The 20213-nt window shown below is 44.8% G+C and carries 21 protein-coding genes; all 21 read left to right on the forward strand.

The window, feature by feature from the left end; translation table 11 throughout:
* Positions 1 to 13 precede the first annotated feature (13 nt).
* The 21 genes from B5066_RS08100 to B5066_RS08200 all read left to right on the forward strand — a co-directional run bounded on the left by B5066_RS08100 (position 14) and on the right by B5066_RS08200 (position 20194).
* Positions 14 to 1213 carry a Gfo/Idh/MocA family protein gene (locus B5066_RS08100; protein ID WP_079475439.1) on the forward strand — a complete coding sequence of 400 codons (1200 nt, stop codon included), beginning with the start codon at positions 14 to 16 and terminating at the stop codon, positions 1211 to 1213.
* 71 nt (positions 1214 to 1284) lie between these two features.
* Positions 1285 to 2631: a sulfoquinovose isomerase gene (gene sftI / locus B5066_RS08105; RefSeq protein WP_079475440.1), complete on the forward strand. Its 1347-nt coding sequence runs from the start codon at positions 1285 to 1287 to the stop codon at positions 2629 to 2631.
* Positions 2632 to 2649: 18 nt separating this feature from the next.
* Positions 2650 to 3828: a diphosphate--fructose-6-phosphate 1-phosphotransferase gene (locus tag B5066_RS08110; protein WP_158219162.1), complete on the forward strand. Its 1179-nt coding sequence runs from the start codon at positions 2650 to 2652 to the stop codon at positions 3826 to 3828.
* Positions 3800 to 4534 (forward strand): GntR family transcriptional regulator, encoded by a 735-nt coding sequence (locus B5066_RS08115; protein ID WP_079475442.1) that lies wholly within the window; start codon positions 3800 to 3802, stop codon positions 4532 to 4534. Before B5066_RS08110 ends, B5066_RS08115 begins: the two co-directional genes overlap by 29 nt.
* Positions 4535 to 4546: 12 nt before the next feature.
* Positions 4547 to 5437, forward strand: a complete 891-nt coding sequence (locus B5066_RS08120) for a class II fructose-bisphosphate aldolase (protein WP_079475443.1) — start codon at positions 4547 to 4549, stop codon at positions 5435 to 5437.
* 19 nt (positions 5438 to 5456) lie between these two features.
* The gene (locus B5066_RS08125) at positions 5457 to 6890 is read left to right on the forward strand and encodes an aldehyde dehydrogenase family protein (RefSeq protein ID WP_079475444.1); all 1434 of its coding nucleotides are present in this window, start codon (positions 5457 to 5459) and stop codon (positions 6888 to 6890) included.
* Positions 6891 to 6922: 32 nt separating this feature from the next.
* On the forward strand, positions 6923 to 7828 hold the full coding sequence (locus B5066_RS08130) for an AEC family transporter (RefSeq protein WP_079475445.1): 906 nt from the start codon (positions 6923 to 6925) through the stop codon (positions 7826 to 7828).
* A 15-nt stretch (positions 7829 to 7843) separates the two neighbouring features.
* Positions 7844 to 8326 carry a hypothetical protein gene (locus B5066_RS08135; protein ID WP_079475446.1) on the forward strand — a complete coding sequence of 161 codons (483 nt, stop codon included), beginning with the start codon at positions 7844 to 7846 and terminating at the stop codon, positions 8324 to 8326.
* 336 nt (positions 8327 to 8662) lie between these two features.
* Complete coding sequence (locus tag B5066_RS08140; protein ID WP_079475447.1) at positions 8663 to 9697, forward strand: LacI family DNA-binding transcriptional regulator; 1035 nt, start codon at positions 8663 to 8665, stop codon at positions 9695 to 9697.
* A gap of 57 nt (positions 9698 to 9754) precedes the next feature.
* Complete coding sequence (locus B5066_RS08145; RefSeq protein WP_079475448.1) at positions 9755 to 10768, forward strand: sugar kinase; 1014 nt, start codon at positions 9755 to 9757, stop codon at positions 10766 to 10768.
* Between the two features lie 14 nt (positions 10769 to 10782).
* Complete coding sequence (uxuA, locus tag B5066_RS08150; protein WP_079475449.1) at positions 10783 to 11847, forward strand: mannonate dehydratase; 1065 nt, start codon at positions 10783 to 10785, stop codon at positions 11845 to 11847.
* Positions 11848 to 12690: an SDR family oxidoreductase gene (locus B5066_RS08155; protein ID WP_079475450.1), complete on the forward strand. Its 843-nt coding sequence runs from the start codon at positions 11848 to 11850 to the stop codon at positions 12688 to 12690. It abuts the gene before it with no gap.
* A 15-nt stretch (positions 12691 to 12705) separates the two neighbouring features.
* Positions 12706 to 13323: a bifunctional 2-keto-4-hydroxyglutarate aldolase/2-keto-3-deoxy-6-phosphogluconate aldolase gene (locus B5066_RS08160; RefSeq protein ID WP_079475451.1), complete on the forward strand. Its 618-nt coding sequence runs from the start codon at positions 12706 to 12708 to the stop codon at positions 13321 to 13323.
* Between the two features lie 33 nt (positions 13324 to 13356).
* Entirely contained in the window at positions 13357 to 14370 is a 1014-nt protein-coding gene (locus tag B5066_RS08165) for a TRAP transporter substrate-binding protein (RefSeq protein WP_079475452.1), read from the forward strand.
* The gene (locus tag B5066_RS08170) at positions 14367 to 14846 is read left to right on the forward strand and encodes a TRAP transporter small permease (RefSeq protein ID WP_079475453.1); all 480 of its coding nucleotides are present in this window, start codon (positions 14367 to 14369) and stop codon (positions 14844 to 14846) included. The genes B5066_RS08165 and B5066_RS08170 overlap by 4 nt, the downstream gene beginning before the upstream one ends.
* Positions 14843 to 16117 (forward strand): TRAP transporter large permease, encoded by a 1275-nt coding sequence (locus B5066_RS08175; protein WP_079475454.1) that lies wholly within the window; start codon positions 14843 to 14845, stop codon positions 16115 to 16117. Before B5066_RS08170 ends, B5066_RS08175 begins: the two co-directional genes overlap by 4 nt.
* 17 nt (positions 16118 to 16134) lie before the next feature.
* Positions 16135 to 17157, forward strand: coding sequence for a zinc-binding alcohol dehydrogenase family protein (locus B5066_RS08180; protein WP_079475455.1), 1023 nt, complete (start codon positions 16135 to 16137; stop codon positions 17155 to 17157).
* A gap of 388 nt (positions 17158 to 17545) precedes the next feature.
* Positions 17546 to 18643, forward strand: a complete 1098-nt coding sequence (locus B5066_RS08185; protein ID WP_158219160.1) for a sensor domain-containing diguanylate cyclase — start codon at positions 17546 to 17548, stop codon at positions 18641 to 18643.
* Positions 18644 to 18674: 31 nt separating this feature from the next.
* Entirely contained in the window at positions 18675 to 18941 is a 267-nt protein-coding gene (locus B5066_RS08190) for a hypothetical protein (RefSeq protein ID WP_079475457.1), read from the forward strand.
* Positions 18938 to 19789, forward strand: a complete 852-nt coding sequence (locus B5066_RS08195) for a GNAT family N-acetyltransferase (protein WP_079475458.1) — start codon at positions 18938 to 18940, stop codon at positions 19787 to 19789. Before B5066_RS08190 ends, B5066_RS08195 begins: the two co-directional genes overlap by 4 nt.
* 126 nt (positions 19790 to 19915) lie before the next feature.
* Complete coding sequence (locus B5066_RS08200; protein ID WP_079475459.1) at positions 19916 to 20194, forward strand: hypothetical protein; 279 nt, start codon at positions 19916 to 19918, stop codon at positions 20192 to 20194.
* Positions 20195 to 20213 lie beyond the last annotated feature (19 nt).

Raw genomic sequence — 20213 nt, forward strand, 5'->3', positions numbered from 1 at the left:
AAGGAGCATTATAATGACTAACAACAATTATTTCCAACAGAACTTTTATTCCGAGTATTTAAAACCTGAAGATAAGTATGTGTTTTTAAAGGCTCAGCCCGAATTCAAATTTAATGTGATAGGTGCGGGAATGATAGGCATGGAGCATATTAGAGTGACTATGCTCGAAGGAAGAGCTGCTATTAATGGTGTCTATGATCTGGACCAGTCGAGTGCAGAGTGGACAAAAGAAGCTTTTGAAAAAGAATACGATTATGAGCTGCACCTATACAATAGTTTAGAAGAAGCTTGTTTTGATCCCAGTGTAGATGGATTAATTATATGCACGCCTAACTATACTCATCTGGAAGTGATGAAAACAGCAGTGCAATCAGGGAAGCATATTCTATTAGAAAAACCAATGGCTACCACTATACCAGATGTTTTAGCTATTCAGGATTTAGTTAAAGATTATGAAGGCGTCTTTCAGATCGGACTTCAATACCGGCATAAACCCATCTATGATGAAGCTCTGCATGAAGTATTGCACAAGAAATCTTTAGGGGAAGTGAAAAACATCAGCTTAATGGAACACAGAGTTCCTTTTTTGGACAAAGTTGATCAGTGGAATAAATTTTCTAAGTTCTCGGGCGGGACCTTAGTGGAAAAATGCTGCCACTACTTTGATTTAATGAATGTAGTAGCAGGCTCTAAACCCGTATCTGTTTATGCCAGTGGAAGTTTAGCAGTCAATTACCAGGATTTTGAATACGAAGGGGAGTCTTCTGATGTTGTTGATCAGGCCTTTGTTACAGTCGAATACGAAAATGGTGTAAAAGGAAACTTTAATTTGTGCATGTTTGCTCCAATGTTTTATGAAGAAATGACTGTTTGTGGTAGCAAAGGAAGAATTAAGACATACGAAAACGATGATTTTTTACCATCCAGTAGAGCCAATACCCACTTTGAAATTTTAACAGGAGAAAATGGCACTTCAAAGATTTCCACTCCGATGTATCCAGCGATTATTCAAAATAGTGGGCATCACGGGGGAACGTATTACGAGCATAAGTATTTTGTAGATAATATTAAAGGTGATTATAAGGATACAGCTACGCTGGAAGAAGGACTCTGGTCCATCGTTGTAGGAGTAGCAGCAGAAGAGTCCATTAAAAACAAAGCGGTAATCAATATTGAGGAATTGTTAAATCAATCGAAACAAGCAGTGGAATGAAAACAGGTTGAACAATGAAAGGTTATTATGTTTAAATAAACATAATAACCTTTGCAAAATGGAGGCATAACATGAATGGCATGAAAGTATTGTATATTCCAGCGGTCAAGAAGACTTTTGATGTTGAAACGGCAAGAAAACAACGGTCGCAAACGAGCGAAGTACTCAAAAGCATAAGTGCTCACCTGTTCGAACCAGAGGATGTTCTAGGATCGGTTAACGATGTGAGTGAATTTATTAACACCATAGAAGCGGAAAGTATAGATTATGTCATTTATCAGAGTCTCACCTTTACTGATGGTGAGTACATTCGGGAAATTATTAGCCGGTTTTCTGCTCCCGTTATGGTCTGGTCCATTAGAGAGCCTGAAATAGGAGGAAGACTCAGGTTAAATTCTTTAACAGGAGGAAACAGTACGTCCCATGTTTTGCGTGCAGCGAAGCACCCGTACGATTTTGTGTTCGGCAATAGTGATGAAAGCCAGGTTCTTAAAAAATTACGGGTGAATTTAAATGTCCAGTCAATGATTAAAAATCTCCAAAGCACGAAAATTGGAGTTGTAGGAGAACACCCTCCAGGTTTTTTCTTCGCGGATACAGACGAAGAACTCCTGCAGGAACGGTTTGGTGTTCAAATACACAGCATGCAGCTGGAAAAAGCATTTGAACGGGCAAAAGAGACTACTGCTTCCATGCAGCAGCAGGAGCTCGACAGGGCAGAAACACAAGTGATCGGTCTCCAGCGTTCAGAAGAGACGACCCAGAAGTTCTCCGAGTTTTGTGCGTATATGCGCCAGGAAATCCGGGAAGAAAACCTTTCAGCACTGGCGATCCGGTGTCTGCCGGAATTCTTTACAGAGTTTGGTGCAGCGGCATGTTCGACGCTTTCCCAATTAACTGAGGACGGCATTTCTTCAGCCTGCGAAACGGATATCCACGGAGCCTTATCGATGCACATACTAAATCATCTCTCTTTAGGGGCCTCCCCGTATCTTGGAGACATGGTCCATGTAAATGAAGCCAGTAATTCTGTGGTTTTCTGGCATTGCGGAGCTGGAGCTTATTCATTAGCAAATGAAAAGCAGGGTGCTCAGGCAGGAGTTCATCCGAATAGAAAAACAGGAATGACAATGGAATTTGGATTAAAAGCAGGAGAAGTTACAATATTTCGGGTGAGTTATCTGCCTGGAGAAGGTTTCCGTCTGTTAATTATGAAAGGAAAAGCATTGGATACACCACAGCGATTTAATGGTACAAGTGTAGAAGTGGAACTGAGTACGTCAGTAACTGAAACGGTACAGCAGTTGATGGAGGAGGGTTATGAACCTCATTACGGCCTGGTTTATGCGGATGTAACCGAAGAATTGATGGAGCTGGGCCGTAAACTGAACATTCCGACGACTGTCTATGTAGAGTAGCAAGATGGGTGGATGTGTATGAAAAAACGAATTGTAATCGGTCAGGCTGGAGGGCCGACAGCTGTTATAAACGCTTCTCTGGTCAGTTTGGCAGAAGCTTTAGCCCCGAAACACGATATAACTTTTGTTTTCAATGGTTATGAGGGGCTGGCTGAAGGCAATTTTTTAGAAGGAACGACGGATTTGCTGGAGCGCCTGCAGATGTACAAAGATGTTCCAGGAGCGTGTCTTGGCTCGGGACGCTTTGAAAGCAGTATGGAAGTAATTGAAAAAATGTGCCAGCAATTGAATCATATCGGAGCCGACACCCTCATAATGATCGGTGGAAATGGGACTATGTATGCGCTGCATCTCATAGAAAAGGAATTAGCCAATAAGGGCACTGACCTTCAAGTAATAGGCATCCCGAAAACCGTAGACAATGATTTAGGAGGAACAGATCATTCACCCGGTTTTGGCAGTGCTGCTAGGTATGTGGCACAGACTGTAGCAGATTCCAGCAGGGATCTAATGGCGATGAATAATTTTGAACAGGTTAGAATTTTGGAAACCATGGGAAGAAATTCGGGATGGCTTGCTGGGGCCTCAGGATTTTTTAAAAAATATGAAGAAGAAGGGCCTCACTTTATTGGACTTCCTGAAATACCTGATACGCATGAGCAATTATTTGAATCTGTGGAAGCTTCGCTGCAGTCTCATGGTCAAGCATTGCTCGTAGTAAGTGAAGGCATGCTTTGGAAGGACAGCCTGAATGCCGAACACAAAAATGGCCGGGCCGTATTGGGAGGAGTTTCTGCCCAGATTAAATCCAGCTTAGAGGAGTATTTCAAAATTAGTGTAAGAGCTGAGGTATTGGGCATGAACCAGCGCTCTTCTTCCGTATACATCTCTGAATCAGATAAACAGGAGGCCATGGAAATTGGTACTAAGGCTGCTCATTTAGTAAATGAAAACGTCAGTGGCCAAATGGTTTGTATAGAGCGCATTAGTAATCTTCCTTATCATGTTAAAATAAATACTACTTCATTTAAAAACGTGATAAAAGAAGGGGAAAGAGCACTGCCAGGAAAATTCATTAACGACCAAAAGCAGTATTATGAATGGCTTCGTCCATTAATTGGCAATGGACTCTCTTACCCCCCTCCTTTAAGAAAGGAAGACAATATTTATGCCTCATCCATCGATCGACCAAAGTAAACCAGAATCCCTCTATTTGCAAGTGAAAAATGTTCTAGTTGATAGAATAGACCGTCACATTTGGCAGGAAAACAACTTAATTCCAACCGAACAGGAATTAATGAAAGAATTCGATGTCAGCCGGACAACTATTCGGCAGGCAATATCTATCCTCGTACAAACTGGTCTTCTGGAAAGAAGGCAGGGAAAGGGCACCATTGTAAAGCCGCAAAAATTGGTTGGGAGCCTGGGGAGGCTCAAAGGTTTTGCCGAAGAAGTTATTGAGAAAGGCCAGACTCCTAGTTCCCGGCTGATACGTGCTGAGTTTCGTGATGATTTGTATCATGAGAAAAGTATGTTAAAGGCCGGGAGCGAAGAAGAGATACTACTGCTTGAACGTATACGCTTTGCAGATGAAATCCCTGTAGCTTTAGAGCGTACGTGCTGGCCCAAAGATCTTGGTGAATTGTTGATGAATGAGGATCTAAACCAAGCCAAATACTATGAAATATTAGAAAAACATAGTATTTACCTGAAAAAAGCTAATGAAAGCATTATAGCCATCAATGCCACTATTGATGAAGCGGACTTGCTTGGTATTAGAGCGGGTGAAGCATTATTAAAAATGACCAGGCTTAGTTTTGGGATACATGATCGCCCAATTGAATATACAAAAACTAGATATAGAAGTGACCAATATCATTATGATATTGATTTAGAGCGCTAAGGAGGCCGAAAAATGGCATTTATTGATGGAAAAACAATGCTAGAGCATGCATTCAAAAACAATTACGGGGTGGGGGCTTTTAGTGCCCATAATGTAGAAACAGTTCAGGCTATTATCGAAGCAGGGGAAGAAATGCAATCTCCAATTATGATTCAGGTCGGGCAAAAAGTTATACAAACTGTGGGCTTAGAACCAATGAAATCATTGGTCGATTGGTATGGCAGGGAAGCGAGTATACCAATTGCAGTACACTTGGATCATAGCCGTGAATTAAAGCAGACAGCGAGGGCTATCCAGTTAGGTTTTCAATCCGTAATGTTTGACGGTTCTTCGCTTCCGGTTGAAGAAAACATTGAAAAGACAGCGCACGTAGCATTGATGGCAAAAGAATTAGGAATTGGTTCTGAAGGTGAAATAGGGAAAATAGGCGGTACGGAGGATGACATCACCGTAGATGAAAAAGATGCGCTTATCACAACCGTAGAGGAGGCAAAAACTTTTGCTGAATTTACAAATGTAGATTATCTAGCTATCTCTATTGGCACTGCTCATGGCATATATCAACAAACACCCAATATTCGGTTTGAAAGATTAACGGAAATAGCTGAAGAAGTTTCCCGTCCTATTGTTCTTCATGGCGGCTCTGATGTTCCGGATGAACAGGTGAAAAGAGCTGTTCAATTAGGTGTTTCAAAAATCAACGTCGATACGGAACTGAGGCAGGCATTTATTGTTGGGATGCGGGAGCATTGGGAAAAGAATAGCAGCGATATCGTATTAGCAAATGCTACGCAAAAAGGAAAAGAAAAGCTAAAACAGAAAGTTGCAGAAAAAATTCGTGTATTCGGCAGTCAAAACTATGCGGAAGAATTTTTCAAAAATAAAAAGGTAGTAACATTATGATGAATTGGGAGGTACTTTAATGCAAACCTTTGAACAACAAAAAGAATTCGGGCTTTTTATCAATAACCAAACCAAAATGACTGAACAAAAAATAAATATCTTAGACAAGTACAGCCTACAGCCAATAGCACAAGTCGCCCGTGCAGGCAAAGAAGATGTTGAAGAAGCAGTACGAGGAGCCCAGGAAGCATTTAAAACTCCTCTCAGCCCTTATGAAAGATATCAAATACTGCAAAAGGCGGCTGCTAAATTACGAGAACAGCAAGAAGGATTTGCCAATCTGCTCGTAAAAGAGGTGGGAAAGCCAATCAATGAATCGATGGGAGAGGTTTTCCGTTCGGCCCTGACGTTGGAGATTGCCGCTGAAGAAGGAAAGCGTGTTGCTGGAGAAGGCGTACCTATTGAAGCAGCACCTGGATCTGAAAATAGAAGGGCTTATACTGTTCGGAAGCCGGTAGGAGTAATAGCAGCAATTACCCCGTTTAACGTGCCATTGAATTTAGTTTGCCATAAAATCGGGCCGGCATTGGCCTCAGGCAACAGTGTGGTATTAAAGCCTTCAGACGCTACTCCGCTGGTGGCTTTGAAGTTAGCTGAAATACTTAAAGAAGCGGGGCTGCCAACTGGAAAACTTCAGGTGCTAACGGGGCACGGCGCAGAAATTGGAAACTGGCTATTGGAAAATAATAAAGTAAATATGTTTACATTCACGGGGAGTACTAGTGTAGGGAAATATATTAAGGAGCATGCAGGACTTCGAAAAGTAGCATTGGAGCTTGGAAACAACTCGGCTACTATCGTTCATCATGATACAGATGTTCAGGCGGCCGCTAAAGCGGTAGCATTGAAAAGTTTTAATAATGCAGGGCAGGTTTGTATTTCCGTTCAAAGAGTTTTTGTACACCGGTCTGTTCATGATGAATTCGTCCAGCATTTGAAGAAAGCAACGGAAAGTATACAGGTTGGCGACCCTGGAAAGGAAACTACGGATGTCGGCCCGATGATTTCTGAAGATGCGGCACAGCGTGTAGAAGACTGGGTAGCAGAAGCAGTACATGAAGGGGCAAAAATTCAAGTTGGAGGCCAGCGGAAAGAAGCTGTTTTTTATCCGACTGTGTTGACCAATGTTACTGAAACGATGCGTGTATCGTATGATGAAATATTTGGCCCGGTAGTGTGCGTGGAAGCATACACTGGTACAGAAGAATCAATACAAAAAGTTAATAATTCTGATTACGGACTGCAGGCCGGTATATTTACAAATGATTTAAACTTTGCCCTGCAGGCAGCAGAAGAAATAGAAGTAGGTGGAGTAATTATTAATGACACCCCAGGGTATAGAGTGGATCATATGCCTTATGGAGGAGTGAAAAATAGCGGTACGGGCAAAGAAGGCCCGAAGTATGCTATTGAAGAAATGACAGAAGAAAAGCTTATTGTCTGGAATCGATAACGGCCATTCAATAATAAGAAAGAAGATGCGTTATGGACATTTTTAATATTGTCTGGCCAGTGCTTGCAATTTTTATGGTGGGCTTTATTGCTCAGCGTTTGCTAAATATAGAATTGGCGCCTTTGTCTACGTTTTCGATCTATTTGTTGGTGCCATTTCTTGCATTTAGAACGTTTTACCAGGAAGGCATTAACGCAGAAATTGTTTATTATGCCTCATTTGTGGGTGCCCTATGCTTATTGCTGGTTCTCATCAGTTATTGTTTTTCTTACTTTTGGTATAAAGATAAAGAAAAACACTACGGTTTTATTTTATCTTCAGCATTTATGAACAATGGTAATTTTGGAGTCCCTTTAGTATTGGCAATATTTGGAGAACAGGCTCTGAATATTGCCGTAATGCTAATGGTGCTGCAACAGCTGTTAATGAGCTCTGTGGGAGTTTATTTTGCTGCGAAAGGGTCTTCTATGGAGGCTGCGGGAGGCCAAAACGTAATTTGGAAAGTGTTGAAGCTTCCCCTTTTATATGTTGCCCTTCTGGGCTTTATATTTAATAGCACTTCAATCACGCTGCCGGGGGGAATTACGGGCGGAATTAATTCGATAGCTGATGCAGCGATACCCGTTATAATGTTGCTTTTAGGCATGCAGCTGGCAAATATATCTTTTGCTCACATCAATATATCAAGAATGATGAGCGCGGTTTTAGTCAGGTTAATCATTTCTCCTGCCGTCGCTTGGCTTCTTGTAGTGATGCTTCCCGTAAACACGTTGACGGGGAATATTATGATCATTATGGCGGCGGCCCCCTCAGCAGCGAATACTACTTTGTATGCAGTGCAGTTTCAAACAGACCCACACCATGTATCGGCAGTTACTTTAATAACGACGGTCAGCAGTATTTTTACCATCCCCTTGCTGCTTTTGTTATTGATTTAAGGAGAGCTGTAATGTATGTTCAACGCTATTCGAGTGATTTTGAAACAAACGCTGGCTTTAACAAGTATTTTTGCAGGAGTTAGTTTTTTTGGTGTATTGATATTGAATATATTTGATTTTGAAAGCATTATATCTATTAAAGAACACTGGGCGGAAGCTATTGAAAGTACATTGAAAATCATCGGCATTCTTTTTATCTATAGCATTATTCAGTATGCTTTGGGAAATAAAAAATGCATGCTGCCGGTTTCAGGTTTATTTTTAATGTTTTGTCTGAAAAACTCTATCTATGCTTCCATAACAGTATTAATCTGTGTAGTACCAAGCTTTTTAATGATAAAATTCTTCATAGAACCTTTAGATTTCACCATGGCCTGGTTAAATTACACTGATTTAATTAGCATAGCCGCAGGTATTGGAAGCTTATCGTTTTTGATTACGGTAGTAAAGCAGCTCCCCGTGTATTATAAATGGAGCACTTCGGGCGGGTACGAATAGTAACTGCTACGCCAACAATATTTTCGCCCCTCGTGAAAGCCGGCTTGCGGCAAGCGTCGTGCCCTCTAAAGTCATTACGGCAAACATGATAAAAGACATTTACGGGCACGACTGCACGGTGATTGAGGGCCCCCGTTTCGCTTTCGCCGATGGTTGTGTCGAAGGGCTGCTATCATAATCAAAAAGAAGGTAAATAAAGGGAGCTGTCTTCAAGAAAAGGCAGTTCCCTTTGGCTTAGACGAAAAATATTAGTCCAAATTTACAAAAAAATCTTGTAAAAAGAAAATGTTATCGTTTACAATAAATTTACTAAACCGATTTAGGAAGCTGGGGGATATGACAAAAAAACACTCTTCTCATTTAACAATGTCAGATGTAGCTAAAAAAGCAAACGTTTCCAAAAGTACCGTTTCCCAGTATTTGAACGGCCGGTATGAATTTATGTCTAAGAAAACGAGAGACATGATTCAGCGGGTAATTGAAGAAACAGGGTACTCCCCTAATGTGGTTGCCAGAAGCCTGAAAGTGAAAAAAACATCAACCATTGGTGTTATTGTGGCAAATATACTTCATAAATTTTCTACGGAAATTATACGGGCGATTGAAGACGCTTGCATGGAGGCGGACGTGCACGTAATTGTTTGTAACGCTGACGACGATCCTGAAAAGGAACGAAAATATATTAAAGCATTAATGGCAAAACAGGTGGACGGATTTATCGTTTTTCCTACTGGGGACAATATTGATATGTATGAACTTCTGGAGGAAAGAAACATACCGCTTGTGTTTTTGGATCGGATCATTCCTGATTTAGCTGTTAATACGGTGTTACTCGACAATTTTAAAGCTGTAGATACAGCCGTCCAGGTATTTGCCCAGGCTGGCCATACAAGAATTGCCATCGTCACCATGCCGGCTACGGCTTATGTTACTCCACGGCTTGAACGTATCGAGGGCTTTCGTATAAGTATGGAGCGGTACGGCCTGGAGATGCAGGAAAACCACATCATCGATCAACCCCTGGATAGAATTCAGCAGGAAGTGACTGGAATGATGAGCGGCCCGGCTCCGCCGACGGCGGTCCTTGCTGGTAATGATCTTGTTCTATTGGAAATTTTAAATGAGTGCAAAAACAGCGGCCGCCATATTCCAGAGGATTTTAGTTTAATTAGCATTGATGATGTTTCCTACGCGAATGTATACCAGCCGTCTCTTACGACCATAAAACAGCCAAGTGCAGAGATTGGAGAAAAGGGAGCGGAAGTTTTGCTTCAAAAAATTCGTGGAGAAATTAATGATCAGCAGATTGTTCGAATGGCTCCTACGTTGATTGCCAGAGAGTCAGTGAAGGAATTAATAGAAGAAAACTAAAATTTTTTCTATTAAACTAAACCGATTTAGTTAATTTGTTCGATAAAGGAGAAAACAATGGGAAAAATTATGGCACTTGGAGAAATGATGATGCGCTTTTCTCCTCCCGGCACAGAAACACTAAAACAACATACGAGTCTCGAAACCTTCTACGGCGGGGCGGAAATTAACGTGGCCGTGGCATTAAGCAACCTCGGTACAGAAACAGAAGTGATCACCGCGCTTCCCGATAATCCTGTAGGAGATGCAGCTCTGGCCTATCTGCGGAAGGAAGGCGTGCAAACAGGAGCTGTTCAGCGGGAAGGTAACCGGCTGGGAACGTACTTTGTGGAAAAAGGAACAGCCGAGCGCCCTTCGAAGATAACCTATGACAGGGCTTATTCTTCCTTTTCCCGGTGGAGCCCGCAGGAGACCATCAGTGACAGCTGGTTTCAGGACTGCCAGATACTGCATATTTCGGGAATCACTCTGGCTATCAGCCAGGAGGCGCGCGAGACAGCGTATGCTCTTGCGAAAAAAGCAAAGGAACATGGAGTGCAAATCAGCTTTGACTTTAACTACCGGAGCAAGCTGTGGAGCATCGAGCAGGCCCGGGAAGCGTTTGAATACTTTCTTCCGATGGTGGATATATGCTTCGCCGGGGTGAAGGACCTTACGAACATTTTAAATTATAACGTCTCCGGTGATGCAGACGGGGAGGAAAAGGCGTACAGAGCCTTTATGCAGGATTACGGGATTACCTGGCTGGCTTCTTCGCGTCGCCGCCCATTCACCAATTTGCAGCACCAATTATCCGGGCTGCTGCTGCACGCTTCAGGCGGGCGTGCTGAAGCGCCGGTTTACGATGTGTCCGTTTATGACCGGATTGGCGGCGGCGATGCGTTTTCAGCCGGCATCCTGCACCAGATTCTGGAGTCCCCGGAAGCATTAAAGAATATGTCTGAAATGATTACATTTGCAGTAGCAGTTGGCGTACTCGCGCATACGGTGCCGGGAGATGCGTTCTGCTTACCTAAAGAAGACGTTAACGCTTTTCTAAACAGCCAACAAGGCAGCGATATAGCTCGTTGAAGGGAGAAAGAATAATGGATATTGGATTTCGATGGTACGGCGAAGGCAATGACAATGTACAGCTGGAAAACATCAGGCAGATTCCCGGAACGACACAGATCGTCTGGGCGCTTCACCATAAGGCTGCCGGTGAAGTATGGGAAAAAGAAGAAATACAGCGCGAAATACAGCTGATCGAATCCCACGGCTTTAAAGCAGAAGTCGTGGAAAGTGTGAACGTTCATGAAGATATTAAATTAGGGCTTCCGAGCAGGGAAGAATACATCGCCAAATATATCGAAACGATAAAAAATCTGGGCGGCGCCGGAGTAAAAGTGATCTGCTACAATTTCATGCCGGTGTTTGACTGGATTCGGACCGATTTGGCTAAAGAAATGCCGGACGGCTCAACGGCGCTGTTTTATGAAAAAGATCTTCTGAATGACGCCAGCCCTCAGGACATCATCGAACGGGTGCTTCAGAATCCTGAATTTACGATGCCGGGCTGGGAACCGGAACGATTGAGTAAAATCGAAGACACCATTCAGCAGTATGAAAGCGTATCGGAAGATGATTTATTTTCCAACCTGCAGTACTTTTTAGAACGAGTCATCCCCGTATGTAAAGAGCACGATGTCCGCTTGGCTATTCATCCGGACGATCCGCCGTGGTCCGTGTTTAACCTCCCGAGAATCGTCTCCAACCAGGGGCAGCTGCAGCGAATACTCTCGCTGGTGGATGAGGAGCACAACGGTCTGACCTTATGTAGCGGAGCACTGGGAGCGAATAAAGAAAACGATGTGCCGGCGATGATTCACGCGTTTCAAAACAGAATCCATTTTGCCCACGTCCGTAACGTTTACCGGTACGACAACGGGGACTTTATTGAATCCTCCCACCGGGAAGAAGACGGCTCCGTGCCAATCACAGATATCATGAATGCTTACTATGACATTGGCTACAAAGGATGCATCCGGCCGGACCACGGCCGCCACATCTGGGATGAAGAGGGGCGCCCCGGCTACGGCCTGTATGACCGCGCGTTAGGTATCATGTATATGCTTGGGATCTGGGACCAGAAACGAAAGGAGCAAAAATAAATGACACATACTTCGCTAAAGGGAAAAGTTGCAATTGTCACAGGAGGCGGAGGCGTTCTATGCGGACAGATGGCTGAGGCTCTGGGAGCACAGGGCGCCCGGGTTGTTGTATTAAGCAGAAAGCAGGAGAACGCCCAAAAAGTAGCTGACAAAATTACTGAAGACGGTGGGGAAGCTATTGCCTTTGCCTGTGATGTGACGAAGAAAAGCGACATTGAAGCAGCGAATGAAAAAATCCAGGAGCATTACGGACAGTATCATATCCTGATCAACGGCGCCGGAGGAAACCACCCGGAAGCCGTGACTACAAATGAAGCGTTCCGCTGGGAGGACGTCCAGGACCCGGAAGCAAACTCTTTTTTCGATATTACCGAAGAAGGCATGAATCACGTGCATGATTTAAATTTCACAGGATCAGTGCTTGCTACGCAAGTTTTCCTGAAACACATGATTCATGAAGAGGAGAGCACCGTTATCAATATCTCTTCGATGAGCGCACCGAGCCCAATGACCAAGGTGCTTTCCTACAGTGCCGCGAAAGCCGGCATTGAGAACTTTACCCAATGGCTGGCCGTACACATGGCCAAGCACAATATCCGCTGTAACGCTGTGGCACCGGGATTCTTTTTAACGAAGCAGAACCGGAAAATGCTTTTGGATGATAACGACCAGCTGACCGAGCGTTCATCGAAAATCATCAATCATACCCCAATGGAACGCTTTGGGCAGCCGGAGGATTTAACCGGCACGCTATTATGGCTGGCTGACCCGTCTTATTCAAGATTTGTCACAGGAATTACGGTGCCTGTGGATGGCGGATTCATGGCTTATTCGGGTGTTTAAAAGGAGCGGAAACAGATGAAAAAATGGCAGGCAATACAAAAAGTAGAAGAGAATAAAATCGTGGCAGTCGTGCGCGGGGAAACAAAAGAAGAAGCGGAAATGATTGCAGTAGGCGCCCAAAAAGGCGGCATAGATTTGCTGGAAATCACCTTCACTGTTCCGCATGCTGATAAATTGATTGAAGAATTATCGGAGCGGTACGGATCGGAGGCGGTCGTAGGTGCAGGTACGGTGTTGGAGCCTACAACCGCCAGGCTGGCGATACTCGCGGGGGCCTCTTTTATTGTGTCCCCTCATTTCTCCCTGGATATAGCGAAAATATGTAATTTATATCAGGTGCCTTACATGCCGGGCTGCTATACGACGACAGAAATTATTGAAGCACTGCAGGCGGGCTCGGACATTATAAAGGTGTTTCCGGGGAATATGGCTTCGCCTTCTTTTATCAAAACTATGAACGGGCCGGTGCCGCAGGCCCAGCTGATGCCTTCCGGCGGGGTGAGCCAGCATAACATTAAAGAATGGATTCAAAACGGAGCAGCGGCCGTAAGTGCGGGCAGCAGCCTGTATTTTGATGACGAGGAAAGTGTCCGGCAGGCAGCAGCAGGTTTAGTTGAGGCTTTAAACAACTAAGAAATTTTCATGTCCAAAATGAGGAGGATCCGCATGAAAATATGGAAAAGCTTTTTAGTAGGGACAGCTTCTGTACTGGCGCTGAGTGGATGCAGCACTCAGCCCAGTGCGGAAGAACAAGAAGTAACAACGTGGAAACTGAATCATTTTTCGGACAGCAACCATTATTGGAACGAAACATCGGAATATTTTGCTGACCGTGTGGAAGAATATACCGACGGGAGCGTCAACATTGAAGTTTATGCGAACGGGCAGCTGGGCGATGAAGTTAATACTATTAACAGCATTCAGCACGGGGCGATCGACATGACGATCACCGGGGAAACGCTGGAAAACTGGACACCGAGCGCGATGCTGATGGCTACTCCTTACGCTTTTAACAGCCAGGAGCATATGAGAAGCACGGTCGAAGGTGAAATTGGGCAGGAAATTGAAAGCGATATCAAGGAAAACGCCGGCCTGACGCCTCTATTCTATATGGAGCGCTCGCCAAGAAACTTAACTTCCAACCGCCCGATTTCTGCACCGGAGGATTTGAATGGGCTTGATATGAGAGTGCCTAATGTTCCGCTGTTTATTGATGCTTGGTCGGAAGCCGGGGCCCAGCCGCAGTCCATCAGCCTGAGCGAGGTGTTCACCGCTCTGCAGCAGGGGGTTATAGACGGCCAGGAAAACCCTAATGATCTTATTCAAAGTAACGGATTTTATGAAGTACAGAACTACATCAATGAAACCCAGCACGTCCGTTCCTGGATCTACGTGGTTATAGGAAACGACCAGTTCGAAGCGCTGACGCCGGAGGAACAGGACGAAGTACAACGTGCGGCAGAGGACGCCCAGGAATACTCCCAGGAATTATTCACCGAACAGGTGGAAATCGTGGAGCAGACGCTTCGGGATGAAGGCGTGCAGTTTAATGAAAACGTGGACCAGAAAGCATTTCAGCAAGCCATGCAGCCTGCTATCAGGGAATATTTTGACCAAGAGCAGTACGAGATGTATCAGCAGATTGTGGAGCAGGGCAAAGAAAGGGAGAATAGCGAATGAGGTGGATTAATACATTGGATAGAGCCATACAGGGCATTGTCTTATTGCTTTTTAGCGCTTTGCTGCTTGTAGTGATCTTTCAGATAGTTATTCGCTTCCTTCCGGTGACCGTGCTGTGGACCGAGGAGATTACAAGATATCTTTTTGTTTACACGATTGCGTTCGCCGCTCCGCTGGCATTGTATCGAAAAGAATTTATAAAAGTGGATTTTATCTATTCGTTTTTATCGGCAAAGCAGCGGGCGGTTTACGAAACCATTGTACATACCCTGATCGGCATCGTAGCAGCGTATTTAGTCGTAGAAGGCATCAACTTTTATCTGCTGGGTACTTTCTTTAGTTCGCCTGCCTCTGGCATTCCTATGCAATACGTTTATGCGGCGGTACCTGTACTGGGGTTATTGCTTCTTTGCTACTCTGTTCTTTTTGTGATTTCTCAATGGACGTCGACAAATATAGAAGCAGGTGAGAAATAATGGCTTTTTTGTTAGTTGGTTTATTTTTAGTATTATTGCTTGCCGGCATGCCCATTGTTTTTAGTCTTGCCGTTTCATCATTAGTGTATTTGTTAATTAATGGGGAGTCGTTAACCATTATTCCCCAGACAATGTTTGCAGGGATAAACTCCTTTACACTTGTAGCCATACCAGCATTTATTCTGGCTGGAAACTTAATGAACGAAGGCGGCATTACGGACAAAATCATACAGTTTTCCAAGGCATCTGTCGGAAGGGTCCGCGGCGGACTGAGTTTAACGAACGTCGCTTCTTCGTTAGGCTTCTCTGGCATTTCCGGAACTGCCCTGGCCGATACAGCAAGCATCGGTTCAGTGCTTATTCCTGCGATGAAAAAGGAAGGCTATGGTCCGGGCTTTTCCGCGGCCGTAACGTCGATGTCTTCGACTGTAGGACCGATGATCCCGCCTTCTTTGCCGATGATTATTGTCGGAACGCTTGCAGGAGCGTCTATTGGAGATTTATTCCTGGCAGGGGCGATTCCCGGCTTACTGCTGGCCTTAGGCTTTTTCATTGTCGCTTACGTGGTATCGGTGAAGCGTTCTTACCCGAAAGAAAATCCGGTATCGACGAAAGAGCTTTTCAAGTCATTTTTGGGCGCTTTTTGGGCGCTTTTGATGGTTTTCATCATTTTATGGGGTATTCTCGGAGGATATTTCACGCCAACAGAAGCCGCAGTCGTAGCAGTATTGTACGCTTTTGTCATTGGCGCCGCAGTCTACCGCAAATTACATTTAAGAAACTTCCCGAAATTATTGATCGATACCATTGTCGCCACTGCCGCCATCCTGCTTTTAGTAGGGTTTGCCAATCTGTTTGGCTGGATACTGGTCAGTGAAGGGATCCCAACGATGTTGGCGGACGGGCTCTTGTCCCTTACAGATAACGGTGTGTTGATTATTTTAATGCTGCTCCTGCTTTTATTGATTGTAGGCATGTTCATGGAAACCATTGCTGCGCTCACTATTCTGTTTCCGGTACTGTTGCCAGTAGCCGAATCAATTGGAATGGATACCGTGCACTTTGGCGTAGTGATGGTACTTGCGTTAATGATCGGTCTATCTACACCGCCGGTAGGGGTTTGTTTATTTGTGGCAGCTGACCTGGCGAAGGTTTCTGTAGGGAAAGCGTTCAAGGAATTGATTCCGTTTCTCGGTGTGTCCCTTGCAGTACTGCTATTGGTCAGCTTCATTCCATCAATATCTTTATTCCTGCCTGGGTTATTTGAATAATAGAAAGGAAGAATAATATGAAAGCTATACAAGTTTCAGAACCTGGCCAGCTAAATGTGATAGAAATCGAAAAGCCACGGATAGAAAACGAACATGAGGTGCTCGTGAAGGTCCATGCAGCCGGGATCTGCGGTTCGGACATGCATATCTATCACGGCAGCAACCCTTTCACCGTGTACCCCCGTATTATCGGTCACGAAGTAGCAGGGGAAGTAGCCGAAATAGGAGAAAGCGTTCATTCTTTACAAGTCGGGGACAAGGTTTCCCTGGAGCCAATTCAGAGCTGCGGAGAATGCTATGCATGTAAGCAGGGCCAGCCCAATGTGTGTGAAAACCTGGAAGTATACGGCGTGCACCGGGACGGCGGGATGAGAGAATTCATGTCTGCTCCTGAGAAAAATTGGCATAAATTAGATGAAGAAACGTCCTGGAATGAAGCTGTGCTGACAGAGCCTTTAACGATAGGGGCGCAGGCAACTGCAAGAGGAGGCGTGAAAGAGGGAGATACGGTGCTGATTACGGGCGCAGGTCCGACAGGCATCAGCTGTCTTCTTGTCGCCAAATTGAAAAAAGCACGGGTGATTATGACGGACCTGAACGATGAGCGATTGAATTATGCCTCTTCGATCGGGGCGGACGTCACTATTAATCCTGGAAATGAGCCGGACGTGTTTGACCGGGTAAGCCAGGAAACAAATGGAATGATGGCGAATGTGGTAATCGATGCAGTAGGAACGGAAAAAACGTTTGAACAGGCGGTTTCGATGGCCTCTATTGCAGGCCGGGTAGTGACGCTAGGTTTTAATAAAGCTCCTTCTTCCCTTACTTCCCTGGACATTACGAAAAAAGAGCTGATGATTGTTGGCTCAAGGCTGCAGTCCAATAAGTTCCCAGAGATTATTGAGTATATTAATCAGGGGAAATTGGATGTAGAATCAATGGTTTCTCACCGCTTTAATTTTCAGGATGTGCAGCAGGCGTTTGAGCAGCTTGAAAGCGCCCCAAATGAAGTGAGAAAGGCTGTTCTTGCATTTGGATAAACAATCCACTAATTTTCAGCCATCAGTTATATGCTAAAAACGTGAAAATAACAATTAATCTATGTAAAGAGCTGTTAAATTAAAACAGCTCTTTTTTGCTATCTAGGAAAATTCTCACGAAGGTAGAGAGGTTTATATACAGAAAAAATTGGTTAATAGGGTTACTAATCATAATACTTAAAAGAAATACATGCTTATAAAAAATTATGTTAAAATATGGATACCAAACCGCTATTAAAAAATACCTGAAAACTGCACCCTTTTTGATTATATATGCCTAAAACTTAAGACATGTGATAAAATGAGTCAATACTATGAATATTATCGCGCTGAGGCATAAAGGCTTAAAGGATTTATGCGGAGGCTTTCGAGCAGGGCGGGGTGTAAAATGAAGCATAAGGAAATAGCGCAGATTAAAACCCAGGAAGTGGCAAAGCGTGTCACGCTGGCGATGCTCGTCTTAGTTCCGGCATTTATGCTGGTGAATTTTTACGATGTATTTTTTCTGGGAGCACCACTTGAAACAGACTGGCTGATTGTTCGTTTGCTTACTGGCATAATTATCCTTAGCTGTCTGCTTTGGTTTGTGTTTAAGCGCAGTGTAGACCAACGGGTGCAGCGAAACTATTACCATGCCCTGTTTGACCAGCCGCTCTCTCCAGTATTTCTGCTGAACGGCCGTGGCAGCGTGATTGAAGTAAATGAAAAACTGCTTGAAATGCTTAACAAGGAACGGGACACCGTGATTGGCCAGTCGATGAATGAATTAAATTTCACAGACTACGAACTGGTCCAGAGATATACTGACCGGGTTATGAAAGGACATTCCCAGCATTTTGAAGTAAATCTACGGCGCCAGGATGGAACGGTGATGGAGCTCGAAGTCATGGCAAGCCCTGTTTTTATGTATCGACGAATCATTGGAATGATTGGCATTATCCGGGACCGCACCAAGCATAACGCAAATATCCGTAAGCTCGAGCGTATGGCGAATGTAGACGGCTTAACGGGCCTTGCCAACCGCAGGGCGTTCAATAATGCCTTTCACCGCTATTGGATCGAAGGCTTGGAACGCCAGTCTCCGCTTGCAGTCATGATGATCGATCTGGATGAATTTAAGAACTTCAATGATACGTATGGCCACCTCGAGGGGGACGAGTGCTTAAAGCAGATTGCCGGGGCTATCCACGGAGTATGCGTGCGTTCCGGAGGAGTGGCCTCCCGGTTCGGCGGAGAAGAGTTTGCTTTGTTGCTGCCGAAAACGAATAATAAAGAAGCCCGGGCTATTGCCCATGAGATAAGTGAAGAAGTAGACAGGCTGAATATCCGTCATGAAACGTCGAGTGTGAGTCCGAAGGTGACGGTCAGCATCGGCGTGAATGTCGTTATACCAGCCCTGCACCGCAGCCGGGAGAACATGATGCTGAAAGCGGATGAAGCCCTGTATGAAGCAAAAAGCCATGGGAAAAATACAGTGAAACTGTAAAAAGGGCCCGTGCAGGCGAGAGGTGAAGAAAGTGAACGCCAAACAGCAAAAAGCTGTGAACAAAAAATCAATTTATGCAGGGCGCTTAAAGAAGGATCTCTTCGGCAGCGCCCTGCTTCTGTTAATGACCATTATTCATTGGATCTCCGCTCCATTTACGACAGATGCATACCTCTTTTACGGAGTGATTTATGTAATTATGGCCACAGAGGATTTGTATATTTACTGGAAGATGAAAGCAGAGCAGGCGTGGATAGACAAAAGCATGACGGATACAGAAAAGAGGGCAGGCAGATGACATTTACGATGCAGCAGCTGACCGAAGAAGACATTCCGGAACTCGTGCAGCTGCTACGGGAAGTTGGCTGGGACTACGACGGAGCGGAAATGAAAGCAGTGCTCGCGGCGGGAGTAGTGTACGGACATAAAACGCCGGAGGGCGGGGTGGTGTCCAGTGCGGCAGTGATTCCATATGGGAAGGCAGCTGCTGCGCTCGGCCTCGTTATTGTGAGGAAGAGCTGCCGCCGTCAGGGATTGGCAAAGGAAGCGGTGAAGGCGTGCTTAAATACAATTCCAGTAAACGCTGGTGTCCTGCTGTTTGCTACGAAAGAAGGGAAGCCGCTCTACCAGCAGCTCGGGTTTGAGGAAGCGGGCAAGGTTTACAAATATGTTGCCCCGGGCCAGGTGGTGAAGAAAACCAGCATCGTTCGGCCGTCCAGCATAAGAACGTACGAAGCCCACGACTGGAACAGCTTACAGCAGCTCGATCTTGGGGCGTTCGGCCAGGACCGGAGCGCTTTTTTGCGTCACCGGATCACCCAGGCCCACCAGGCGCTAATATTATTGGATGACCAAAACCATCCGGCTGGCTTTGGCCTGTCGATCTGGCATGAAGGGCAGCTGCTGCTTGGGCCGATCGCGGCGCCGAATGAAAAAGCGGCAGCAGAGCTGCTCGAACAGTTGATCGAATCGCATCCGGTGAAGGTGCGGATAGATCTTACCGAAGAAAATAGGATCATGACGGAGACACTCCGACAGTGTGGTTTTGAAAAACAGAGCGAGCCGCTTATGATGGCCCGGGCTCCTTCGATTATAGAACCCCGGAATGGAAATCTGTATGCGATTGCTTCGCAGATTTTCGGATAGAGGTTCGTGTGCGTACTGCCTAAATTAGGGTGTTTGATGGCAAATTATGTTACTTTATTAGAAGAGAAGTGCGGGCATGGGCATTTGGCCGGCTTTTATTAATGGGGGCACAATGGGAGAGATATCATGATCAGTGGACCATTTACAACATCTATACTTCCGGGAGTGATAGCTCTCTTCTTTACACTGGTATTTGTAATGAAAGGATGGGCACTCTGGGTTAGGATGCTGCCGGGTATTGCGCTAATGGCTTCGGCTTTGTCACTTTTTTATTATGGTTATATGCGTATCCAGGGATTTGAGGGGGCATCATACGGGATTCTTGGAGGATTTCTAAGCCTTTATGCTGTGGTGTGCTTTGTGATTGCCGGCTGGGATTTGCGAAACAGCAATTTTTTTAAGTAGAAGGATCGTTTTTTGGGTA

Source organism: Marinococcus halophilus (assembly GCF_900166605.1).
GTDB classification, from domain to species: Bacteria; Bacillota; Bacilli; order Bacillales; family Marinococcaceae; genus Marinococcus; species Marinococcus halophilus.